The organism is Chitinophagales bacterium, from assembly GCA_019694975.1.
Taxonomy (GTDB): domain Bacteria; phylum Bacteroidota; class Bacteroidia; order Chitinophagales; family UBA10324; genus JACCZZ01.
This window is the reverse complement of record JAIBAY010000002.1, coordinates 140261-162818: the sequence shown is the minus strand read 5'-3', so window position 1 is coordinate 162818 and position 22558 is coordinate 140261. Positions and strand designations below refer to the sequence as shown.

Here is a 22558-nt window from a genome sequence, read left to right as displayed (position 1 = left end):
ACTTTTTATGCAACAAATCAATTTGCTGCGGATTTCGCTATACACCGTTGTTTTTGTTTTCTGCTACAGCAAAATTTCAGGGCAGGATAAAGACTCTCTGAACGCCTATCCTTTGCAGGAAGTAATTGTTACTGCCACCACTACAGCCAAGGATGTGAATGCCACAGGCCGCGAGGTAACAGTTATCACCAGGGAAGAGCTGCAACAAAGCGGCGCAAAAACACTTTCCTCATTGCTGTCAGGCTACACCGGAATCTCTGTAATCGGTTCGGGACAAAATCCGGGTATGACACAAACTGTTTTCATGCGTGGTACCGCCGGAAACCAGGTAGTGATCATGATTGATGGCATTCCGGTCAGTGACCCTTCTTCCACCAACAATGCACTTGACCTGAATGAGTTGCCACTCTCAAACGTGGAGCAGATAGAAATTGTACGTGGATCGCACAGCACATTATATGGTTCTTCTGCAGTAGGCGGTGCCATTAATATAATCACCCGCGGTAAACAGACAACCGGCTTTCATGTGGGAGCAGCAGTGAACGGAGGTATTTTTGGCAGCCAGACTTCATTGCTCGAAGAAAACATCTTTGTGGGGTATACCTTCAGCAACGGCATCTATGTTAATATTGACGGATATAATAATCATGTAAACGGATTGGATGCGACTATTGATACTTCAACAGTATCGGCAGATTTTCGCAGCTTCGACAGGGATGATTTCAGCCAGCAAAAGATTGGAGCGAAGTTAGGTTATGCGCACAATGATGTAGATGTTGCAGTAGCCTATAACTTTACCAATGCGGCAGCAGACTATGATAAAGCAGGATTTAAGTTCAGGTCGCCCGATGTGCCGACGACACTTTATGATGGCGACAGTACCAGGATTTTTACCCAAAGGAATTTTGTTTCCTGCAATGCAACCTATCGTTTCAACAAGCAGTTTGATATGCAGTTTGACGGAGGTTACAGCTTCTTGCATCGTACATCCGTAGATGATTCTTCCTTGATTGATGCAGCCGGCACCAGTGATCATACGTATGCCAACGGACTTTATGAAGGAGCTGAACTGAATAATGAAGTGCTTGGGCATTATAAATGGAAATACCTGATGCTGACTGCAGGTACCGGTATCAGCTATGAGACCATGACATCGGCGACACACTATTTCAATAGCGCCTATGCCTTCGAACTGGTGAGTGATCTTGACACCCTTAATCTGCATGCCTCCATTTTCAACTTGTTTGTGCAAACGGATATTGACGGCAGGCTCTTTTCACCATCTTTGAAAAAGCTGAACATCGTGGCAGGAGCACGTTATAACAAACATGATTTGTACGGAAGCACTTTGGTGTACGAGATCAATCCTTCGTATCTCATCGGGCAGCATGCGAGGTTGTATGCATCCTATTCTACAGGATTCAATGCGCCCTCGCTGTATCAGTTGTATGCACCGGATGTTTATTATACGTCCGATATCACACGTGGTAACCCGACATTGCAGGCAGAATATGCAAGGTCTGTGGAGTTGGGGATTAAGTTTTTTCCGGGAAAACAAATCAGCTGCGGTGCGTCATTCTACACATCAAGTGTTCAGCATTCCATTGAATATGTTTACCTGTGGGATAAGAATGTTCCTGTTGGGGAATTAGGGCAGGATTTTTATCGTGACGATTTCAGGGGTGATACCTACATCAATGCCGGAACACAACACAGCTGGGGTGCAGCTGCCTATTGTTCATTCCCAATACGAAAATGGCTCATGCTGGATGCCAACATCAGCCTTATGAAAGGAAACTTAACCTATGATGCAGCTGAATTGGATACTGTGCACACAGAAGGTAATCATGTGCAACTTTATAGTAATGGGGCCTTTCCTGTCTCCATGGTGGAAACAGATGGCTTAGTGCGCCGGCCCTCCACTGCCAATTTAGGCATCACGCTAACTCTTCTGCGCAATGCAACAATCAGGCTGAGCGGACGATGGACAGGCAGCTACAATGACATATACTATGATTATGCGCTTGGACCATTTGGAGCGCTGAACGCTGTTCCGCTCAAAGGATATTTTCTCACCGACCTGTTAATGAGATACAGGCTGAATGAACATTTTGGTGCATCGCTGAAAGTGGAAAACCTTTTCAATACTACGTACACGGAAATCAGGGGATTCACCACTAAAGGAATTGGAATGTATATTTCGCTGAATGCTTCCTTTTGAAAGTGATTTTTCTTTTCACGGAAGGGTGAAAGCACATCAGCGGAACCAACTCCGGCATTCGCGTGCAGTCCGGAAATAACAAGGTGTATCAACTATGCCATGAAGTATGCCTGAATGTTATTTCTGCTGATATATTTTCAGCTGAAAATATCGCAGTGCTGCAATGGCCCTTTTCAGGTGCATTGTACGGCATCTACACGATTAACGGCATACTTCAGTGCAAGAATAAAATCAGGCAAGGCGCGTAACCTGCGGATAAAACCGCCTGATCAATTCAAATCCGCCAAACAAGACACCGCAATAAAATAAATCACCGGCTACTGTATTACCAAAGAAAGGAATGGCTGCCACAAAGCAGGTGTTGAGCCCCTGCCAGGTGAGAGGATACATTCCTGAACCCAGCCATACTGCAAAATTGGTGACGGAAAAGAAGAGGAGAGAAGACAGTAATGCAGCGGCCACCACCGGCAATACCCTTACATTGTCACGGAGCTGGAAGCCTATGAAGGTTACCAGAAGTAAAGTCGCATAGACGTCCCACATACCCGGATGGAAACCAAGAAAAGCATCGGTGATGAGCATTGCTATGAGCGGAACAAGGAAGGCAAACTTTTTATTGCTGAAGTGGGCGCCGCTGAATAGTGCAATGGCTGCGATGGGTGTGAAGTTCCAAAGATGCAGCTGGTTGGTCAATAACCTGCTTAATGCTGCCAGCAAAATCATGATCGATAGAATCAGAAAACGGTACTGACGTGAAGTTGGTCTCATGTGAAAAAATTTCAGTGGCGAATTTACTTAAAATTCTTTGTGGAAGTGTTGCAGTAATTAATTGTCATCTCATTTGATTTGCATAAAAATGAGAACGCCTGCATGCCAGCTTGAAACTTTTTTAATTTGGCTGGTAGCAATTGCTTTTCATCGTTGTGACAGAATTGATTTTGATTGTTCAACATCTTTTTCAATGGCTGCAATCATCAGGTCAACGGTTTCAAACTTAACCTCGGGGCGCAGCCAATCTACAAATGAAATCTTCAGTTCGCTGTCATACAGGTCACCTTCAAAATCAAATAAGAAAGCCTCCACAGTACGGTGACGGCCATTGACTGTCGGACGAAATCCAATGCTTGCCACACCATCCAGTTGCTGCTGATTAGCTGTGGCCCGGATGGCATAAACCCCATCGGCGGGAATAAGTTTAAAAGGATCTGCAACAGCAATGTTGGCAGTAGGATAACCGAACTTACGGCCAAGCTGATTGCCCTTCACCACCTTTCCACAGAGTGAATAAGGATGGCCGAGCAGTTGCGCCGCAGTGTGTACATCACCTTCTGTAAGCGCTATTCGGATACGCGTTGAGCTCACCTCGATTTCATCAACCATCTGTTTCGAGATTTCCTCCACTTCGAATTTTAAGGCTGAAGCCAGCTTCCTGAGCAGCTCGATATTGCCGTCGCGGTGGTGGCCAAACTGGTGGTTGTAACCGATGGCAATGATAGACGGGCGAAATTTACCGACCAGGAACTGATCTACATAGTCGCGTGCCGGAAGCTTCGAGAACTCTCGAGTAAACGGAACAAATACCAGGTGATCCACCTTGAGCGCCTGCAACAATTCAATTTTTTCTTCCCGTGTAGACAGGATGCGAAGGGTAGGATCATCCGGATACACTACTGCCCGCGGATGCTGATCAAAGGTAATCAGTACACTTTCTCCCTTTATCTCAGCCGCCCGTTTCCGGATGTGTTGAATCAGGTGCTGATGGCCATGGTGTACGCCATCGAAGGTTCCAACGGTGATCACTGCATTGCGGAAAGCAGGCAACGCAGCCATGTCTTTATGAACTATCATCGAGTAAGTTGATGCTTGCAGGGTTGCGTGATGAGTAAACTGTAATGGTTTTGTATGCATTTAAACAATTGCATCAAGATGCATTTAGCTCACTGTGCACCTTACGCGGAAGCTGATTTGGTTTTTATCCTTTTCCATAAACATTCAATTCACTTGAACAAGCAAGGACCGTTCGCGCTCCACCGTCCAATTGGAAGAAGCAATCTTTCTATTCCGATTCAGTCACTCCGGCTTCTTTTGCTTCCGCCGCCAGCACGAATTTCGTGAAATCATCTACTTGCCAGGCGTCTTGCAGGAGATAATTGCCAATGCGTGTCCTGCAAAGGGCGGAAAGATAAGCGCCATTGTTCAGCGCTTTTCCAAAATCATTTACCAGCGAACGAACGTAAAATCCTTTGCCGCAAATAATTCTGAAATGTACCGCCGGCATTTCGATGCCGGTAATTTCAAATTCAAATAATGTGACCTTTCTTTTCTCAATTTCAAAATCATGGCCCGACCGAGCTTTTTTATAAGCTCTTCTTCCATCAACATAGATGGCGGAAAAGTTAGGTGGTGATTGCAGGATCTCACCCATAAATGATGGAATGGCTGCATAAATCATCTCCGTTGTGACAGATGATGTATCAAATCGCCTGTCAATCTCTTTCTCGGTGTCATAACTTGGTGTGGTAGCGCCCAGTATCATGGTCCCGGTATATTCTTTTTGAGTATCCTGGAATTCGGGAATGCGCTTTGTAAAACTTCCAGTACATAAGATCAGCAGCCCCGTCGCATTTGGATCAAGGGTGCCGGCATGACCGGTCTTGGCTTTCGTCATCCGCTTCACCTTGTTCACTACATCAAACGATGACCAGCCAAATGGTTTGTCAAATAATAAGACGGAACCTTTACGGATTTCTTCCAGCGTCATAACATCTGCAGGTTTACTCCCATGGCAATGAGCAGGAGCAAGATAACACCGACAACAATGCGGTAGTAGCCGAATAACTTAAATCCGTGCCTGGTAAGAAAACCGACAAAAGCTTTGATGGCAACCATTGCCACGAAGAATGCAACTACAAAACCGACGGCGAGAGGGACAAGGTCTGCCGTGGTGATGGATGCGTAATAATCCAATAAATCGAGCAACGATGCCGCTGCCATTGTTGGCACTGCCAGGAAGAATGAAAATTCAGCAGCCTGCCTTCTGCTCAATCGTTGACTCATGCCGCCGATGATGGTTGCCGCCGAACGCGAAACACCGGGAATCATACTGATCACCTGGAAAAGTCCGATCATGAATGCCATCGGATAGGTGACAGGCTTTTCTGCTGCATCATCCGCAGATTTGAAAACAGCATCAATGAAAAGCAGGATAACGCCTCCCACCAGCATGGAGACAGCTACTACCGTTACGCTGCCAAGCAATTGTTTGATGTAATCATGAAAGAGCAGGCCGATGCATGCCGAAGGAATAAAGGCAACAAGCAACTTGAGGTAAAATTCGAACCATTGCCATAAGGATTTATTCCCGGGCATGAATCTTTTCCAATAAAGCACCACTACGGAAAGGATGGCGCCGAACTGAATCACCACTTCAAACATTTTTACGAAATCATCATTATTGATACCCATGATGGTGGAAGCGATGATCATATGACCTGTGGAAGAAATCGGCAAAAACTCAGTAAGGCCTTCAACAATAGCGAGGATGATGGATTGCAAAATAGTCATGGAAGCAATGGTTAAATTGTTATTGTCAGCTTACTGCTCTCAACAGGTTCAAATAAATGGTTGAAAAATGCAGCTTTATGCTGATGGCGGGCGCAAAGATAGGATGGAAGTCGGGAGTACAAAGCGATGCCAACCTGTAACCATTGTAATCATGCAGCTTCGACAGATACCTTGGCAGTCTGTAAATCTTATCAACTAATCTGCCTTCCTGAAAACCAATAGTGCCTTTCCATTTTTCGAAAGTGTTAGCCGGTTATTTGCAATCGTCCATGTATTGGAAGATTTCAGTGCTTCTGTGAATGCAGCTTCTATCAGTGCATTGCTGCAAGCGTTTTTTGTGATGTGCTGCATAGTCAATGTAATAGCATGATCATCCGCCGTGATGGTTCCGCTGAGATCGTTGCAGCCGGTGGTGCCTGTAAAATTGAACTGACTGTTTATTTCCAGTCGTGGTAACTCGACGCCGTAGCTTTTCGGCTCCGCTTTTTTGCCATTCATGGTTTCCAGCACCCATATATCAATCAGCCGGAGGTTCAGGTTGGCAGATGGTATGCGCTTCGACATACTGAGCGTGTCTTTACCGGCATTGTATAACATCATTTCATCACCGTTCATACTATAACGGGTACAGCTTGTCAATGCGTCAATGAAAGCGCTTTCCTGTTCCATATAAGGACAAGCCATCATCGTAATTGCACCCTTCTCAAAACTAATGGCACCTTTATCAGGCAACGTTATCTTGCCGGCCATACGGTTACAGCCGGCGAAACCAGCATAGGCGAGGCTGTCGGGATTAATTTCCACATATGGTAGTTGCTGCTGCAGATCCTTTGCTCCCGGCATAATGGCCGCAGCATTTTTCAGATACCATTTTCCTTCCAGGTCAAAATCAGGCACTGCATTACCGCAGCCTTCAAAATGCCGGTATTCCTGGTCGCCTGAACATTTTACATCAATGATCACGCTGAAGGTATAGCGTTCACCACTCATATTATCCATGCAGCCGGCGGGCTGTATATGAATCTTCAGAACTCCGGATGTTGTTTGAGAATGATAGCTTGCCACATCAGTACCGGCCGTTTTCATTGCTTTCACAAAAGGGACATCCATGGTTAAGCCTTCTGATGTAGTAAAGTAGATTTCGTCATCTTGTTTGATATCAAGTGTCCAGGATGGTTCGTTGCCCGCAGCATAGAATGATATGCCCTGACTGAATTTCTTGCGGTTTACAGAAACGGTTCTGATACCGGTCTCATCAGCAGCTGTATTTTTTATGGAGCGTGTCACTTTTCTCAAAAGGTAATGTGCTGACAGATCACCATTTATTGCTGTTCCGTTTACATCAAGCATTTGCAATGCAGCAGGCTGAATCTGGAAAATCCCGGTGGTGAATTTGCTTCCTTGCAGTTGCAGGATAGCCAGATCAGTCACGGAATATGTTCCTGTTGATATGGCAGCGGTATCGGAGCGTCCAGGGTAAAATGCGGATTCTTCGAAAGTGCTGTCATGTTGCAGGCTGAGCCGGTAGTTGATGCCCGGACAATCTGCGCAGGGAAGTGTTCCCTTGTATATACCATACAGAGCATTCATGGCGATGTTTTTCTGGGCGAAAACCGGGGCAAAACGTGCACAGATAAAAAGCAGCATTAAAGTCAGCGACTTAGCACGTAAATGCATCAACAGGAATTTTTTATGGATGCCGAAGGTAAAGATTTATGAAGGATGCACAATGGATATTGTCAGTGAAATGAGGTCATGATGTGAAGAGATACATGAATAAATCCGGCAAGTTTCATTGTTCGGTTTTACAATGTTGCTGCTGATTATACAGGTTACTGCAATATGCTTAAATTAGCCTGCTCTGCATGGAAACGGAAGTCATCACAATAGAAAAAACAGCAGGACCGGGCACTGCCGGCTATGCCCATGTTATTCTATTTAACGATGATTACCACACTTTTGATGATGTGATCTGTCAGCTCATTCTTGCCATCAACTGTTCCTATAAAGTGGGCGAAAAAATGGCCATGACCGTACATACCGAAGGTAAGTGCAAGGTGTTTGAAGGTGCGATGGAAGAATGCCTGCATGTCAGCGCCGTGCTGGAAGCCATTGATTTAAAGACGGAGATCGGTTTCGAGTGACGGCATTTATGGCTAAGGTTGTATCTGTATGCTGTCGGTTTTTAAAAGCTGCAATATTGATTTGCCAATTAACTGCCGCATGAAAGTTTCATCCAATACTGACCTTAGTATATTTTGTTTCTCATAGTCAGCCTCGGGAAGCTATAAGCTGTATCATCATAATTCTTACACTTATTCATCAGGTTACTGCATTCTACAAAGCAATTTTTCCACGATCAACATAAGCACATGAAGTGCTTTTGCTGATGAAGTATCTGATTTATAATTTTATATATTTACAAGCCTTACCACGCTGAATTAAAATCCCATGCATGTGTAATAACCGTTTTGATCCTATGCGATGTATCATGCCGCCTTATATCATGCGCAAGATGCATCAGACTGCTACTAACACCACTGAAACAGAGCGGCTGACGGAGTTGTTTCACACCAACCGTATCAAGGCAGACCGTGAATTTATTGCCACGTTGCCCGCGCATCAACAGCGGATACTGGTAGGTGCAGCGCCAATCAAAGTAGAGCATCATTCCAAAAACAAGAAAAAAAAGGCACGGCCTGTAATCAATATATATGATTGCAGGCATGGTTATGATTTGCCCGGAAAGGTTGTTCAGCGCCCTAAAAACGGCAAGTTTGAAGATCCGGATGCAAGAAAGGTATATGATGGCATTTACCAATGCTGGAAATTCTATTATGAGTTATACAAACGCGATTCAGTTGATGCGCATGGCATGCATTTCAAAAACACGATTCATTATGGCAAGCGTTACGGGAATGCTATGTGGGATGGCAAGCAAATGATTTTCGGCGACGGTGATGGTAAGACATTTAAGAGCTTCACTGCTGATCTTGATATCATCGGTCATGAGATCACCCATGCACTGGTGCAGTTTACTTCCAACTTCGCTTATGAGTTTCAGCCCGGAGCGCTGAATGAATCGTATGCCGATGTATTCGGTATGCTGATTAAGCAGCGTGCTATGAACCTGACGGTGAAGGAGTCGGACTGGCTGATTGGCGGCCAGACTATGCTGGGAAGGAAATATGCTTTGCGCAGTATGAAAGCACCCGGTACCGCTTATATTGGTCATCCGTATTGGGGCGATGATCCGCAACCTGCCACGATGAAGGATTATATGAAACTTGACTACACCGATGCAGATGACTGGGGCGGTGTACACTGGAATTCAGGGATTCCCAATTATGTTTTTTATGTAACAGCCATGAATCTCGGTGGATATGCCTGGAAGAAAGCAGGCAAAATCTGGTATGAAGCGCTCACCAAAGAGCTTCGTTATAATTCAACATTTGAAGATGCCAAGAAAGCGACAATCCGGCAGGCTGTGAGGCTTTTCGGAAGCGGGAGCCTGGAGGAAAAAGCTGTTAAACATGGTTGGAAAACTGCGCACGTATGAGTAAAATAAAACTGGTCGAAAGTGGCGGCATTATGGGTAAAAGCCGTTCCGCCCAAACAGAAGTTAACATGACAGCGGCTGAGATTAAGGCCGCGCTGGAAGGGGCCAAAGCACAGGTCAATCCCCTGGCCCGCGACGCCTGCACCTATACTGTTTTCATTGACAATAGTGCCGGCATCATGGTTGATCCGAATAAAGTAAAAGCGAAAACCGGCAGGATTCTCCGCAGGCTGATGGATGATCTTGTGCCATAGCGGATTTGCCAAGCAGGGCATGAAATATCCGATAGTGTCCGGCAGTCGCCATCAACTGTTTTAAGGCAGTTATGATGCGCTTTAATTCGCATTATGCTGCTTCATTGTTCGTTAAGGCGATCGAAAAAGTAGTAAGCCCGGCATACAAGTTATTAGGTTGTTACAGTTCTGCCAATTCGATTTTTCAGCTACATTGTGGCGATTGAATTTCTTCATGAAAACACCGGCATTCTACTTACTATTTTTTCTTTTATCGCTGACGGCACATGCTTCCAACCCTGTGGCGGACAGTATCAAACTGGATCTTTTAGCCGCAGCAGACGATACAACAAGGATCTTCCGCTATGCAGACCTGAGTGATGCGTATGACTTTGACTTTCCTGATTCCAGTTTTCATTATGCCAGGAAAGGTTTGGAACTTTCGCGCCACATCGGTTTTGTAAAAGGGGAAGCACGTTGTATATATGAAATGGGTGTCACACTCTGGATAACCGGTAATTACGTGCCATCATTAGAACAGTTGCTGAAAGCTTTAAAGATGCAGGAGGATATCAATGACCTGCCCGGCAAAGCAAAGACCATGAATGTTATCGGCATTGTGTACACAGAACAGGAGGATTACAGGAAAGGAATTGATTACTACTTTAAATCCAAAGCCATCTTCGAAGCATTAAAGAATAATGAGAGGCTGGAGATTGCCTTACTGAATATCGGAGATTGTTATGAGAAACTGAATGTGCTCGATTCGGCATTGTTCTATGAAGAGCAGGCGTATCAGCTGGCATTGCGTACGCATCATGATATTAACCTCGATGGCATTCTGAACAACCTTGGAAATATACATGCCAAACTGGGGAATGACAGTACCGCAATGAATTATTACCGGCAAAGCATTCCTTATTCAACGGCCATCAATGATTATAAAATTCTCAGCGAGACTTATTACGGCATGTCGCGGCTTTTCAAAAAAGTCAATGTTTCGGATTCCTGTATTTACTATGCTAAAAAGTCCCTTGAAGCAGGTAAAGCGGCATCCAACCCGTTGAACATGATGAATGCCAGCACGCTGTTGTCGGAAATGTATGAAGTGAATAATGTGAATGACAGCGCCTTCCGGTTTTATAAAATGTCGATTGCTTTCAAAGATCTGATGTTTGATGAAGCGAAAGTGAAACAGGTGCAGGCATTGAGTTTTGCGGAGCAGATCAGGCAACAGGAAAATGCAATCGAACGGGCGAGGCAGCAGGAAGAACGCAGGCACAATCTGCAATTGTTTGGGATTGCCGTATTTATCATCACCTTTTTCCTGGTGTTGCTATTGCTTTCTCGCAGGAAAACAAAATCCCGTTTCATTGAGTCTGCAGGCTTGCTTGCCTTGCTGCTCTTCTTCGAATTTATTACGCTGCTCACACATCCTTTGCTGGAAGAAATTACCCACAATACGCCCGTATTGATGCTGATGATACTTGTTTGCATCGCTGCCGTTTTGGTGCCTACACATCATGCTATGATTAGGTTTATGAAAGTGCATCTCCTGCATAAGGATGATGAAAAGCAACGCTGATCTCCTGCTTGCAAGGATTCGACCATGTCGATTGGATCTGCTAATGATCCGCTTTGCATGTGATGTTTCCAATCCATATGAGTAGCTCGCGCTCTATTTTGCTGTGAGTAGTTTCAATCGTGAACCTGTCAACAGTTGCCGCCGGAAATAAGCAGCAGTTAACCGCTTCTTTTTTTACATTTATGGAGATAAAAATTCTGGATCATGCAAACCGGTGCTATGAAATATGAACCTGTAAAAAACTACGTGGGAGGAAAGTTTGTAAGTGGAGAGGCAGAGGAACTTGATGTTTATTCTCCCTTAACAGGGAAAATCATCTCCACTGTGACGCTGTCATCAGCAGGGCAACTGGATGCGGCAGTACAGTCTGCAAGAAAAGCATTTCCGGGATGGAGTGCAATGCCGGTGAAGGAGAGAGTGCAGGTTTTCTACCGCTATAAAACTTTACTGGAAAAGAATATGCAGGAGTTGTCTGCCATCGTACATGAAGAGAACGGGAAAACAATGGATGAGGCAAAGGCGGAAGTGGAAAAAAGTATTGAGTTAACGGAATTCGCCTGCTCGTTACCGCAGCTGATTAGCGGAGAATTGCTGGAAGTAAGCAGGGGTGTGGAGTGTAGAATTGAACATAAGCCACTCGGAGTGGTGGCATCCATTGTGCCATTCAATTTTCCCAATATGGTGCCACACTGGACGATCCCCAATGCCATTGCACTGGGAAATTGCATGATTCTGAAACCATCAGAACAAGTACCGCTTTCATCCAACAGGATCGCAGACTTGTTACAGGAAGCCGGTTTGCCCGAAGGTGTTTTTAATATAGTGAATGGTGACCGCGGCATCGTGGAAGCTATCTGCGATCATCCTGGCATTGAAGCAGTCTCCTTTGTTGGTTCAACAAAAGTGGCGAAGATTGTTTACCGCCGGGCAACAGGAAACCTGAAACGATGTGTCGCATTGGGTGGTGCGAAGAATCACCTGATCGTAATGCCCGATGCACATCCGGAAATGACGGCTTCCAATGTAACAGCAAGTATGAGTGGTTGTGCAGGGCAACGTTGCATGGCAGCAAGCGCAATGGTGGCTGTGGGTTCCGTTGATCAGATTATCGCAAGGATATGCGACGAAGCCAGAAAAATTGTACCCGGAAAAAACCTGGGCAGTGTGATCAGCAAAGCAGCGAAGGAAAGAATTGAACAATATATTACGGCAGCGGAAGAGGCCGGCGCTGTGGTATTGGTTGATGGCAGAAATGTTAAAGTAGAGGGAAATGAAGATGGTTTTTACGTTGGCCCGACGGTAATCGATCACGTAACAACAGATATGGCAATCGCCAGGGAGGAAGTTTTTGGTCCTGTGCTGGCCATCATTCGTGCCGGTAACCTGGAGGAGGCCATCCATATTGAAAACAATTCTGACTATGGTAATGCGGCTTCCGTTTTTACACAGAGTGGCGGCATTGCCAGGCAAGTGATGGAACGTGCAAGTGCCGGCATGATTGGCGTTAATGTAGGTGTTCCTGTTCCCAGAGAACCATTTTCTTTCGGCGGATGGAATGAGAGCAAGTTCGGTGTATGTGATATCACCGGCAAAAGCTCCATTGAATTCTGGACGAAGCTGAAAAAAACTACCGTGAAATGGAACCCGGAAGAGAAAGTGAATTGGATGAGCTGATATTCAAAAAAGCAGCATTTCATGACTGATAATTTTGCTTTAAAGCAACGTAGTACGATAGATGACCAATGTAACACCGAACAGAGTGTTTTTAATTCATAACACCAGCAGGTACATCATTCTATCAAAATCCATGTTGCCTGAAATGAAAAGTCCGGATGCATTTTATTTGAAATCATTATTCAAGTGATAAGAGAAAAGCAGCGAGAAATATTGAAAAATTTATTTCAGGAAATAATTTTTCATGGACTTGCCAGATGCTTTATAAAAATCAATTGCCAATGACGACAACAGAAATCCTTACAGCAAATCTGCAACACACCATAATATCCTGGAGTAAGCAAAGCGGGCTGAACCCTTTGAGCATTGAACGGGCTCAAGGCGTCTATTTGTATGAGAGAAGCGGCAGGCGCATCCTTGATTTTTCTTCACAGCTGATGAATGTTAACATCGGGCATGGTCATCCTAAAGTCACGGAAGCTGTTGTGAAGCAGATGCAGGAAGTGAGTTACGTTCAACCTGGCATGATTACGGAAGCGCGCGGAAGATTGTCACAAAAACTTTCAGAGATAACGCCGGGCACACTGAACCGTACCTTTTTTACCAATGGAGGAGCCGATGCGATCGAAAATGCAATAAAGTTTGCCAGGTTACTTACGGGAAGGCATAAAGTTATTTCACTCTTTCAGAGCTATCATGGCGCCACGTATGGAGCTCTTTCGGCCGGCGGCGATCCGCGCGGGCTGCCGCATGATGCGCAGTCGGTTCCGCATATCATACATGTGGAAAATCCTTATTTCTATCGTTGCCCGTGGAACAGCGCAACACCGGAAGCATGTGCTGAAAATGCCGCTGCACACATGGAACGGGTGATTAAATATGAAGGCCCGCAATATATCGCTGCGATATTGATGGAAGGTGAAAGCGGTTCTTCCGGTTGTATAAAATATCCTCCGGGATACTGGAAGAAAGTGGAAGCAATTGCGAAAAAATATGGCATTATTACCATAGCGGATGAAGTGATGAGCGGGTTTGGAAGAACCGGTAAATGGTTCGGTGTTGATCATCATGGCGTGGTGCCTGACATCATGTGCATGGCAAAGGGAATTACCAGTGGCTATATTCCGATGGGTGGCATGATCGTGAAAGAAGAGCTGATAAAACACTTTGATGAAAAGCCGCTTCCGATAGGGTTAACTTATTCAGCACATGCAGTGGCCTGTGCCGCAGCCAATGCAGTGATTGGGATTTATGAGGAAGAAAACCTGGTGGAGAATGCTGAAAATATGGGAGCGTATATTGAGCAAGAAGTGGAGAAGCTTGCACAGCGGCATCCCTGCATTGGTGACTTCAGGAATACGGGTTTACTTGGTTGTATTGAAGTGGTAAAGAACCGTAAGACAAAAGAGCCAATGGCACCGTGGAATGCCAGTGCAACTGAAATGGAAACCATGAATAAGGTAGCGGCAAAAATTGCGGAGCTCGGGATGTTCACTTTTGTGCGCTGGAATTACATCTTCATCGCTCCTCCGCTGTGCATCAGTAAACAGGAAGTGGATGAAGGATTGGAAATTATTTCGAAGGCGCTGACGGTAGCTGATGCTTATTGTAACTAACGTAATTGTCGATGCCGTCAAAGGATCATTCACTCTATAGCGAAGACCTGGCGCCTGTTCCCGCAGAGAAGCGAAGCTGGAACACCTGGAATTATGCGGCGCTTTGGATCAGTATGAGCCTTTGTATTCCTACCTATATGCTGGCCAGTTCACTGATTGAAGGAGGCATGAACTGGTGGGAAGCCATTCTCACCATCTTTCTTGGTAATACAGTTGTGCTTATTCCAATGATACTTAACGGCAGGGCAGGCGCGAAATATGGCATCCCGTTTCCTGTTTTTGCCCGGGCGAGTTTTGGCGTACGCGGAGCCAATATACCGGCTATGCTCAGGGCGATTGTAGCTTGTGGATGGTTCGGTATTCAGACATGGATAGGAGGGTATGCTGTCTTTCTGCTGGTGAAAACCTGGCTACCGTCCTTCGCGCAGCTACCGCAGGTTTTGCCTGCCTGGCTGGGGTTACAAACTGCACCGGCAATTACCTTTTTCCTCTTTTGGTTGTTGAATATGCTTGTCGTCTATCTCGGTGTGGAAAGCATTAAGCGATTGCTGATGTATAAAGCATTTTTCCTGCCGCTTGCTGCCCTTGCGCTTTTGTGGTGGGCAATTGATGCAGGACATGGTTTAGGGCCTATTCTTTCACAACCTTCCGGGTTCAGCACTAACGCCGCATTCTGGAACTTCTTTTTCCCGGGCCTCACGGGCATGGTGGGCTTTTGGGCTACGCTCTCATTGAATATTCCTGATTTCACACGGTATGCAAAAAATCAGCGGGCTCAGGTCATCGGACAGGCGATTGGTCTTCCTCCATCCATGACTGTTTTTTCTTTCATAGGTGTGGTGGTGACTTCAGCAACATTTATTATTTATGGCGAAACAATTTGGGATCCGCTCATATTAGCGGGTAAATTTGAAAGCAAGCTGCTCGTCAGCATGGCCATGATAAGTGTTGCCATATCCACCCTTGCAACAAATATCGCGGCTAACATCGTCAGTCCTGCCAATGACTTTTCTAATCTTGCACCTTCCACCATCAGTTTTAAACTGGGTGGTTACATTACCGGCATCATTGGCATGCTTATTTTTCCATGGAAATTAATTGCAGACCCCAACGGCTACATCTTCACCTGGCTGATAGCCTATTCCAGTTTACTGGGGCCCGTAGGCGGAATAATGATTGCTGATTACTATTTCATCAGGAAACAGGTTTTGGATGTAGATGATCTCTACATGGTGAAGGGAAAGTATACCTTCAGCAATGGATTTAATCATGCTGCAACGATTGCATTGCTTTGTGGCATCATTCCGAATGTGCCCGGCTTTCTCACCACCACAGAGATTATTCATATCGATACCGTCTATCCATGGATCGCACACTTATACGACTATGCATGGTTTGTCGGATTCACTGTTTCATTTGCAGTGTATTATATTAGCATGCATAAAAAGTTAATGAATAAATAACGCTATGTCAGTCTTAATAAAAAACGGAAGAGTGATTACTGCATCAGCTGATTATGCAGCTGATATTTATATTGAAGGAGAACAAATTTCCTGTATAGGGAAGAACCTTTCCATGACCGCTGATGAAATTATTGATGCTTCCGGTAAAATGATTTTTCCCGGCGGTATTGATCCGCATGTACATCTCGACATGCCATTCATGGGTACTTTTTCCAGCGATAATTATGCTACCGGAACACTGGCAGCGCTGCATGGCGGTACCACTATGGTAATAGATTTTGTGTTGCAGACACAAGGTAAACCCTTGCGACATGCCCTCGATGCCTGGCAGGGCAGGAGCAATGGCAACTGTTTTAGCGACTATTCCTTTCATATGGCAGTCACCGATTTTAATGATGAGAGTAAAAAGGAGATAAAACAAATGGTGGAAGAGGAAGGCATCACTTCATTCAAAACCTTCATGGCTTACAAAGGAGCTTTAATGGTTGATGACCGGCAAATGGTTGGTTTGATGCAGGAAGTGAAGGAATGCGGAGGCATGGTGACCGTGCATGCCACGAATGGTGATATGATTGATTATCTGATAGCAAAGCATCGTGCAGAAGGAAAGCTTGCACCATTGTATCATTACCTTTCACAGCCCGAGATTACGGAGAGTGAAGCATCAGGAAGGTTTACGGATATGATTTTTCAAACGGGCTGCACGGGTTATATCGTGCACATGACCTGCGAAGGCGCAGTGAGTGCAGTACGCAGGGCGGGATTCCGCAATCAGAAAGTCTACGGTGAAACATGTATTCAATACCTCTTGCTTGATGCTTCGCTGTATGAAAAGGATTTTGATGGTGCAAAATGGGTGATGAGCCCGCCGTTAAGAGAAAAAAAGGATCAGGACGCTTTGTGGGCAGCGATCAATCAGGGCGTTGTGCAGGTGGTTGCAACAGATCATTGCCCGTTTAAATGGGAGCAAAAGAAAATGGGAGAAAAGGATTTTTCCAGGATTCCCAATGGCCATCCGGCTATTGAACACCGTATGGAATTGTTGTTTTCAGAGGGCGTGAACAAGGGGAAGATATCATTGAATAAGTTCGTTGAAGTAACTTCCACGAATGCGGCAAAAATATTCGGTATGTTTCCTAAGAAAGGCAGCATCGGCATAGGCAGCGATGCAGATCTCATCATCTTTGATCCTGAAGAAAGGCATGCACTGTCAGCACACTCCCATCATATGAATGTTGATTATTCCGCGTATGAAGGATGGGAATTGAAAGGAAAAGTGCAGACAACCCTGCTGAGAGGAAAGATAGCAGTAGATCAGGGAACCGTAAAAATCGGGAAAGGCTATGGGCAATTCGTGAAGCGGAATAAGGTTTCATCGGTTAATTAGCGGGAGTTGTTTCCTGTGCGGATGGATCTTTATTTAAGCATGCCGGAGAAACTTATCAATGGACTGAAGTACTGTACAACTATTATCATTTGCATCGGATACGAATGACTCAACGGAAAACTTAAAGCATATAATATGGCAAGAAAAATCAAATCGGGCTTAATACAGATGTCGCTTCCAATGACAGAAGGTGAAGGAACCATTGAAGAAATAGTAAATGCAATGGTACAGAAGCATATTCCGTTTATTGAGGAAGCCGGCAAGAAAGGGGTACAGATTTTATGCCTGCAGGAGATATTCAACACACCTTATTTCTGCCAGGGACAAGACCGCAAATGGTATGCTTCCGCAGAAGCTGTTCCCGGCCCGACAGTAGAGATTATGCAGGCATACGCAGCGAAATACAATATGGTGATAATTGTTCCTGTATATGAGAAAGAGCAAGCCGGATTTCTATACAATACGGCGGCCGTTATTGATGCTGATGGAAAATACTTAGGCAAATACCGGAAGAACCATATTCCGCACACTTCCGGTTTCTGGGAGAAGTTCTTCTTCAAGCCGGGCAACCTTGGCTATCCGGTCTTTGAAACGCAATATGCTAAAGTCGGCGTTTACATCTGTTATGACAGGCATTTTCCCGAAGGAGCGAGGATTCTCGGGCTGAATGGCGCAGAGATTGTGTACAATCCTTCTGCAACAGTAGCGGGGCTATCACAATATTTGTGGAAGCTGGAACAGCCCGCTCATGCAGCGGCAAACGGGTATTTCATGGGTTGCATCAACCGTGTGGGTGAAGAGAAACCATGGAACCTGGGCAAGTTCTACGGATCCTCTTACTTCGTTGATCCACGCGGACAAATTTTTGCTATTGCTTCTGAAGACAAGGATGAATTACTGGTTGCGGAATTTGATCTCGATATGATTGAAGAAGTGCGATCCACCTGGCAGTTTTTCAGAGATCGCCGGCCGGAGACTTACGGCAAGATGACGGAATTGTAAGTGCATGCATCCGCAAATTGCGGCAGTAATCAGTGGGCAGGAAGAAGTTCAGTAATTCATTGTTGTAAGATTGATTTGCGTTACATAAAATTCCAGCTATGTCTGAATTCAAAAAGCCATCAACAGAAGCAGAGTTTGCGGAGAATTTTTCACAGATAAAACCGCTGATGAGCAGGACGGAAGCGTACTATGAAAGTTCGCGTTGCCTCTTTTGCTACGATGCGCCCTGTGTGAATGCATGCCCAACCGGCATTGATATACCCCTTTTTATCCGACAGATCAACTCCCGCAATGTAAAAGGTGCGGCAAAAACTATTTATGAATCAAACTATTTCGGTTATGCATGTGGTAAGGTTTGCCCTACATCGGTCTTGTGCGAAGGAGCTTGTGTCTATACAAACACAGGTGTAAAACCAATTGAAATAGGACGACTGCAATCTTACGCCACCGGTGAAGCAATTGCGTCAGGTACTTTTTTCAATCAGTTGTCACCATCCAACGGAATAAAAGTAGCCATCATCGGCGCGGGACCGGCAGGAATCAGTTGCGCATGTGAACTGCGTCTGCATGGATTTGATGTGGATGTTTTTGAAATGAAAGAGCAACCGTCAGGGCTTACTGTACATGGCGTGGCGCCTTATAAAATAACAAATGAGGAAGCGCTGGCGGAGATGGAATACCTGCAAAAGCAATTCGGTTACAAGGTACATTACCGGAAAACCATCAGCACTCCAGAAGATATCAAAGTGTTGGAGAGCAGCTATGCGGCGATATTCCTTGCTGTTGGACTTGGCAGCACCGCTGAGTTAAGAATTAAAGGTGAAGAGCTGGAAAATGTTTTTGGTGCGGTTGAATTTGTGCAGCAACTCAGGATGAATCATCACCGGGTTGCGGTTCCGGATAAGGTGATTGTGCTGGGCGGAGGTAACACTGCTATGGATGCTGCCAGTGAATGTGCGCGCATGGGTGCTGCGGAAGTATTGTTGGTGTACCGGCGTGGCAGGTCAGAGAAACCCGCCTATGAATTTGAATATGAGTTGGCAAAGGAAGTGGGTGTAAGGGGCTTGTTTAATTTCTCACCGGTTGAAATTTTGGGAGAGCATGGCAAGGTTTCCGGCGTTCAGTTTATCCGTACCGAAATGGTGAATGGCAATCCTCAACCCGTTGCGGGCAGCGAATTTGTGGAGGATTGCGGTTGGGTGATTAAAGCCACGGGACAATCCAAACAAATGGAATTGCTGAAACTGATTCCCGGAATTGAACTGACTTCAAAAGGAACCGTGGTGGTGGATGCGAATTTTCAAACAACAAATAACAGGTACTTTGCCGCAGGCGATGCCGTAAGTGGTGGCGAAGAAGTAGTTAATGCCGTAGCAAACGGAAAGAAAGCAGCAAAAGCGATCAGTGCGTTGCTCATGCATTGAGTTAAAACTGAATTCATGCTTCGTTATGCGCAAGCGTTAAGGACGACCAAATAAGACATTAATTCAACAAAATGGAAAATAGAAAAATATTCAAATGCTTCATTTCTTCTCCAGGAGACTGTAATGACGAAAGGGATATCTGCATAAAAGTAATTGACGAAATAAGCATAGGATTTGCGAAACATTTTGGTGTCGGTCTTGAGACATTCATGTGGGAATATGATGTATTGCCAGACATGGGGCGAAATGGACAAAACATAATTGATGAATACATTATGAAATCAAATTATGATGTGTTTGTTGGAATTATGAAAAATTGGTTTGGACACCCAACAAAAAGAGCTGGTAGCGGAACCGAACATGAATTTAAAGATGCCCTTGAAAGAAAAAAAACTGACTCAAATGGATTGCCTAGAATTATTTTCTTCTTTGGTAAAGAAAATGTTGATCCTGACAAATTTGATTTTGAGCAATATCAAAAAGTTAAAACATTTAAATCAAGTATTTCTTCAGAAGGATTATACGTTGACTACAATGGCATTGAAAACTTTGAACAAAAACTAAAGCAAAAATTAGAGCTTTTTGTCAAGGAAAACACTCAAGTCGCAAATGCAGAAAAAGTAGTATCGGAAATTGACATTATATTAAAGCATCTTGAAAATGATTTAGAAGAATCATTAACAACTTATAATGAAAAGACGCCTGTTTGGATAGACCCAATAATTAGCTCAAAGAAGGAAATTCCAAACAATCCAAATAAGAACTTTGAGAACAAGGTAGAAATAGAATCAATTATTAAAAACCCTTATGATATTATCATTAAAGCGCCTTCCGAGTTTGGATTAACTTCTTTAGCACATTTCATTAAACTTGAAGCTTATAAACAAGGGAAGATGTTTTTCTATGTAGACTCCAAAAAGACAAAAAAACATAAAATTGTAAATCAGATAAAACGCGAAGTAGAAAAGTATTACTTCACAAATTCTAACAAAATAGACTGCATTTTATTAGATTCAGTTTGTCTTGAAGAAAACGGCATAATGCAAATGATTAAAAATGTTTGTGAAGAATTTAAGAATACACCACTTATAATTTTAAACACCTTAGACAATAATTTCTTTCTAAAATCACAAGATGACGACAAAGTAGAAATTAAAAGAAAGTTCACTTCTCTTTACTTATTACCATTACCGCAAACAGAATTGAGAAAGATTGTTACTGTTTATTCCAAAAACAAGTCAATTGCAGAAGATTACAATGTTATGCTAGATAAGGTAGCAAAGGACTTGGAAACATTGAATATGCATCGGACTTCTAAAAATTGCTTATCAATTTTAAGAGCATCACATAAAATAGGAACAGAGTATAGTCCGATAAATAGAACAAAGTTACTTGATACTATTCTTAATTCAATTTTTGAAGAGTATGAAATACCAACTTTCCATAGTAAAAAGCCAGATGTTAAAGACTGTACGTTTGTTTTAGGATATTTATGTGAATTATTAGTTGTCAAAAATGACTTTTACTTTACAGAAGATTTCTTCAAAACTAAAATCAATGAATTTTGTAAATCAAACCTGATTGACTTGGATGTCAAATATCTTATAAGTTTACTCATAGACAATTCCATCCTAAGTAAATCTTCCACTAACTATTTATTTTTTAGAAATGCATATTGGGTATTCTACTTTATTGCTCATCGCATGAATATGAGTCCAAAATTTCTCGAGGACGTATATAAAGGCAAAAAATATATTGATTACCCGGAAATCATAGAGTTTTATACTGGCATTGACAGGAATAAAGGTGACGCTTTAAAGGTATTGAATACAGATTTGGATGAAACTCTTAAAATTGTCAGAGATAAAGTAAAGATTCCGGACAATATTAATCCGTATAAATCTATTACTTGGAATCCAGATGTTCCGCAACTAGAAAAGGAGCAAGAAAAGCTTAAAGAAAATGTGATTTCCTCAGGCTTACCTGATGAAGTCAAGGACAAGTACGCTGACAAGCAATATAACCAAATAAGACCCTACAATCAAATAATCAATTCAGTTCTTCGTGACTACTCTTTTTTAATATTAATGAGACAAATTACTGCAACGGCAAGAGCATTAAGAAATAGCGATTTTGTAGATGTTAATCTAAGAAAGGGAGTTTTAGATAAAATTATTCAAGCGTGGAATGAGATAAACAAGCTTTTAATCATTCTTCATCCTCTATTAGCAGACAAAGGAAATGTAGCGTTCGAAGGTGCAAAATTTGAATTAGATGAGGATGATTTCAATTTTGATGATCCGATTCAAAAACGACTCGCAGTTTTATTGGCTGTACCTACAAATGTTGTAAAGTTTTTCAAGGACGATTTATTTTCGAGTAAAATGGGACCTTTACTCATTGATAAAGCAATAAGTGAGACGAACACTTTGCTTAAACATGAAATCATGATTTTATTAATAGCTGAGAGACCTAATCAGTGGCATAAAATAGTTGATGAATATATAGTTAGTCTTGACAAAAACTCATTCTTTTTATCTGACGTATTAATTCCATTAAATTTCAATAAAAATTATAAAGCAACTGAACAGAACGAATCAAGAATTATAGAACTATTAGCACAAAAATGTCGTGCAAAACACATTTTTCAAAAAAACAATCCTGACCCAGGACTTATAAATCGAGCAAGAAAATTATGAATATAAACGCCAATGCATAACAGCACTTACCCAAAAGTTGCGGTTCAGTGGTTAAATCAAGCTTTGTGCTTCTATCAAAGTTTGTGCTTGGTTGACAGTGAAGTTCTTCGAAATCGCCACCTTCGAGTAGC

Annotated in this window: 17 protein-coding genes; 12 read left to right on the top strand and 5 right to left on the bottom strand. The window is 43.6% G+C overall.

Annotated features, from left to right (window positions below):
• Window positions 1-7: 7 nt before the first annotated feature.
• Complete coding sequence (locus tag K1X61_03875; protein ID MBX7107769.1) at window positions 8-2221, top strand: TonB-dependent receptor; 2214 nt, start codon at window positions 8-10, stop codon at window positions 2219-2221.
• A gap of 231 nt (window positions 2222-2452) precedes the next feature.
• Here the strand turns inward: K1X61_03875 and K1X61_03870 are convergent, their stop codons facing one another.
• The 5 genes from K1X61_03870 to K1X61_03850 form a co-directional block, all read right to left on the bottom strand.
• Window positions 2453-2989 (bottom strand): hypothetical protein, encoded by a 537-nt coding sequence (locus tag K1X61_03870; protein ID MBX7107768.1) that lies wholly within the window; start codon window positions 2987-2989, stop codon window positions 2453-2455.
• 147 nt (window positions 2990-3136) lie between these two features.
• Window positions 3137-4069, bottom strand: coding sequence for a bifunctional riboflavin kinase/FAD synthetase (locus K1X61_03865; GenBank protein ID MBX7107767.1), 933 nt, complete (start codon window positions 4067-4069; stop codon window positions 3137-3139).
• Between the two features lie 208 nt (window positions 4070-4277).
• Complete coding sequence (gene truB / locus K1X61_03860; protein MBX7107766.1) at window positions 4278-4982, bottom strand: tRNA pseudouridine(55) synthase TruB; 705 nt, start codon at window positions 4980-4982, stop codon at window positions 4278-4280.
• Window positions 4979-5785: an undecaprenyl-diphosphate phosphatase gene (locus K1X61_03855; protein MBX7107765.1), complete on the bottom strand. Its 807-nt coding sequence runs from the start codon at window positions 5783-5785 to the stop codon at window positions 4979-4981. The genes truB and K1X61_03855 overlap by 4 nt, the downstream gene beginning before the upstream one ends.
• Before the next feature lie 195 nt (window positions 5786-5980).
• Window positions 5981-7462 (bottom strand): META domain-containing protein, encoded by a 1482-nt coding sequence (locus K1X61_03850; protein MBX7107764.1) that lies wholly within the window; start codon window positions 7460-7462, stop codon window positions 5981-5983.
• Between the two features lie 188 nt (window positions 7463-7650).
• On the opposite strand from K1X61_03850, the gene K1X61_03845 reads away from it, so the two are divergent.
• From K1X61_03845 to K1X61_03795, 11 genes are all read left to right on the top strand, one after another.
• Window positions 7651-7929 (top strand): ATP-dependent Clp protease adaptor ClpS, encoded by a 279-nt coding sequence (locus tag K1X61_03845; GenBank protein MBX7107763.1) that lies wholly within the window; start codon window positions 7651-7653, stop codon window positions 7927-7929.
• Between the two features lie 311 nt (window positions 7930-8240).
• Window positions 8241-9344: a M4 family metallopeptidase gene (locus tag K1X61_03840; protein ID MBX7107762.1), complete on the top strand. Its 1104-nt coding sequence runs from the start codon at window positions 8241-8243 to the stop codon at window positions 9342-9344.
• Window positions 9341-9598 (top strand): hypothetical protein, encoded by a 258-nt coding sequence (locus K1X61_03835; protein ID MBX7107761.1) that lies wholly within the window; start codon window positions 9341-9343, stop codon window positions 9596-9598. The genes K1X61_03840 and K1X61_03835 overlap by 4 nt, the downstream gene beginning before the upstream one ends.
• A gap of 214 nt (window positions 9599-9812) precedes the next feature.
• Window positions 9813-11162, top strand: a complete 1350-nt coding sequence (locus K1X61_03830) for a tetratricopeptide repeat protein (protein ID MBX7107760.1) — start codon at window positions 9813-9815, stop codon at window positions 11160-11162.
• A 219-nt stretch (window positions 11163-11381) separates the two neighbouring features.
• Window positions 11382-12836 (top strand): CoA-acylating methylmalonate-semialdehyde dehydrogenase, encoded by a 1455-nt coding sequence (locus tag K1X61_03825; protein MBX7107759.1) that lies wholly within the window; start codon window positions 11382-11384, stop codon window positions 12834-12836.
• 257 nt (window positions 12837-13093) lie between these two features.
• Entirely contained in the window at window positions 13094-14452 is a 1359-nt protein-coding gene (locus tag K1X61_03820) for an aminotransferase class III-fold pyridoxal phosphate-dependent enzyme (GenBank protein ID MBX7107758.1), read from the top strand.
• Between the two features lie 11 nt (window positions 14453-14463).
• A complete protein-coding gene (locus K1X61_03815) occupies window positions 14464-15915 on the top strand; it encodes an NCS1 family nucleobase:cation symporter-1 (protein ID MBX7107757.1) in 1452 nt (483 codons plus the stop codon).
• Between the two features lie 4 nt (window positions 15916-15919).
• A complete protein-coding gene (gene hydA / locus K1X61_03810) occupies window positions 15920-17302 on the top strand; it encodes a dihydropyrimidinase (GenBank protein ID MBX7107756.1) in 1383 nt (460 codons plus the stop codon).
• A gap of 135 nt (window positions 17303-17437) precedes the next feature.
• Window positions 17438-18304, top strand: coding sequence for an acyltransferase (locus tag K1X61_03805; GenBank protein ID MBX7107755.1), 867 nt, complete (start codon window positions 17438-17440; stop codon window positions 18302-18304).
• Window positions 18305-18402: 98 nt separating this feature from the next.
• On the top strand, window positions 18403-19728 hold the full coding sequence (locus K1X61_03800; GenBank protein ID MBX7107754.1) for an FAD-dependent oxidoreductase: 1326 nt from the start codon (window positions 18403-18405) through the stop codon (window positions 19726-19728).
• Window positions 19729-19799: 71 nt separating this feature from the next.
• A complete protein-coding gene (locus K1X61_03795; GenBank protein ID MBX7107753.1) occupies window positions 19800-22427 on the top strand; it encodes a DUF4062 domain-containing protein in 2628 nt (875 codons plus the stop codon).
• The last annotated feature ends 131 nt before the right edge of the window (window positions 22428-22558 follow it).

Bases quoted from the DNA above. Each gene is read 5' to 3' on its own strand.
- K1X61_03875 (MBX7107769.1), top strand. From the start codon at position 8: ATGCAACAAATCAATTTGCTGCGGATTTCGCTATACACCGTTGTTTTT.
- K1X61_03870 (MBX7107768.1), bottom strand. From the start codon at position 2,989: ATGAGACCAACTTCACGTCAGTACCGTTTTCTGATTCTATCGATCATG.
- K1X61_03865 (MBX7107767.1), bottom strand. From the start codon at position 4,069: ATGATAGTTCATAAAGACATGGCTGCGTTGCCTGCTTTCCGCAATGCA.
- truB (MBX7107766.1), bottom strand. From the start codon at position 4,982: ATGACGCTGGAAGAAATCCGTAAAGGTTCCGTCTTATTATTTGACAAA.
- K1X61_03855 (MBX7107765.1), bottom strand. From the start codon at position 5,785: ATGACTATTTTGCAATCCATCATCCTCGCTATTGTTGAAGGCCTTACT.
- K1X61_03850 (MBX7107764.1), bottom strand. From the start codon at position 7,462: ATGCATTTACGTGCTAAGTCGCTGACTTTAATGCTGCTTTTTATCTGT.
- K1X61_03845 (MBX7107763.1), top strand. From the start codon at position 7,651: ATGGAAACGGAAGTCATCACAATAGAAAAAACAGCAGGACCGGGCACT.
- K1X61_03840 (MBX7107762.1), top strand. From the start codon at position 8,241: ATGTGTAATAACCGTTTTGATCCTATGCGATGTATCATGCCGCCTTAT.
- K1X61_03835 (MBX7107761.1), top strand. From the start codon at position 9,341: ATGAGTAAAATAAAACTGGTCGAAAGTGGCGGCATTATGGGTAAAAGC.
- K1X61_03830 (MBX7107760.1), top strand. From the start codon at position 9,813: ATGAAAACACCGGCATTCTACTTACTATTTTTTCTTTTATCGCTGACG.
- K1X61_03825 (MBX7107759.1), top strand. From the start codon at position 11,382: ATGAAATATGAACCTGTAAAAAACTACGTGGGAGGAAAGTTTGTAAGT.
- K1X61_03820 (MBX7107758.1), top strand. From the start codon at position 13,094: ATGCTTTATAAAAATCAATTGCCAATGACGACAACAGAAATCCTTACA.
- K1X61_03815 (MBX7107757.1), top strand. From the start codon at position 14,464: ATGCCGTCAAAGGATCATTCACTCTATAGCGAAGACCTGGCGCCTGTT.
- hydA (MBX7107756.1), top strand. From the start codon at position 15,920: ATGTCAGTCTTAATAAAAAACGGAAGAGTGATTACTGCATCAGCTGAT.
- K1X61_03805 (MBX7107755.1), top strand. From the start codon at position 17,438: ATGGCAAGAAAAATCAAATCGGGCTTAATACAGATGTCGCTTCCAATG.
- K1X61_03800 (MBX7107754.1), top strand. From the start codon at position 18,403: ATGTCTGAATTCAAAAAGCCATCAACAGAAGCAGAGTTTGCGGAGAAT.
- K1X61_03795 (MBX7107753.1), top strand. From the start codon at position 19,800: ATGGAAAATAGAAAAATATTCAAATGCTTCATTTCTTCTCCAGGAGAC.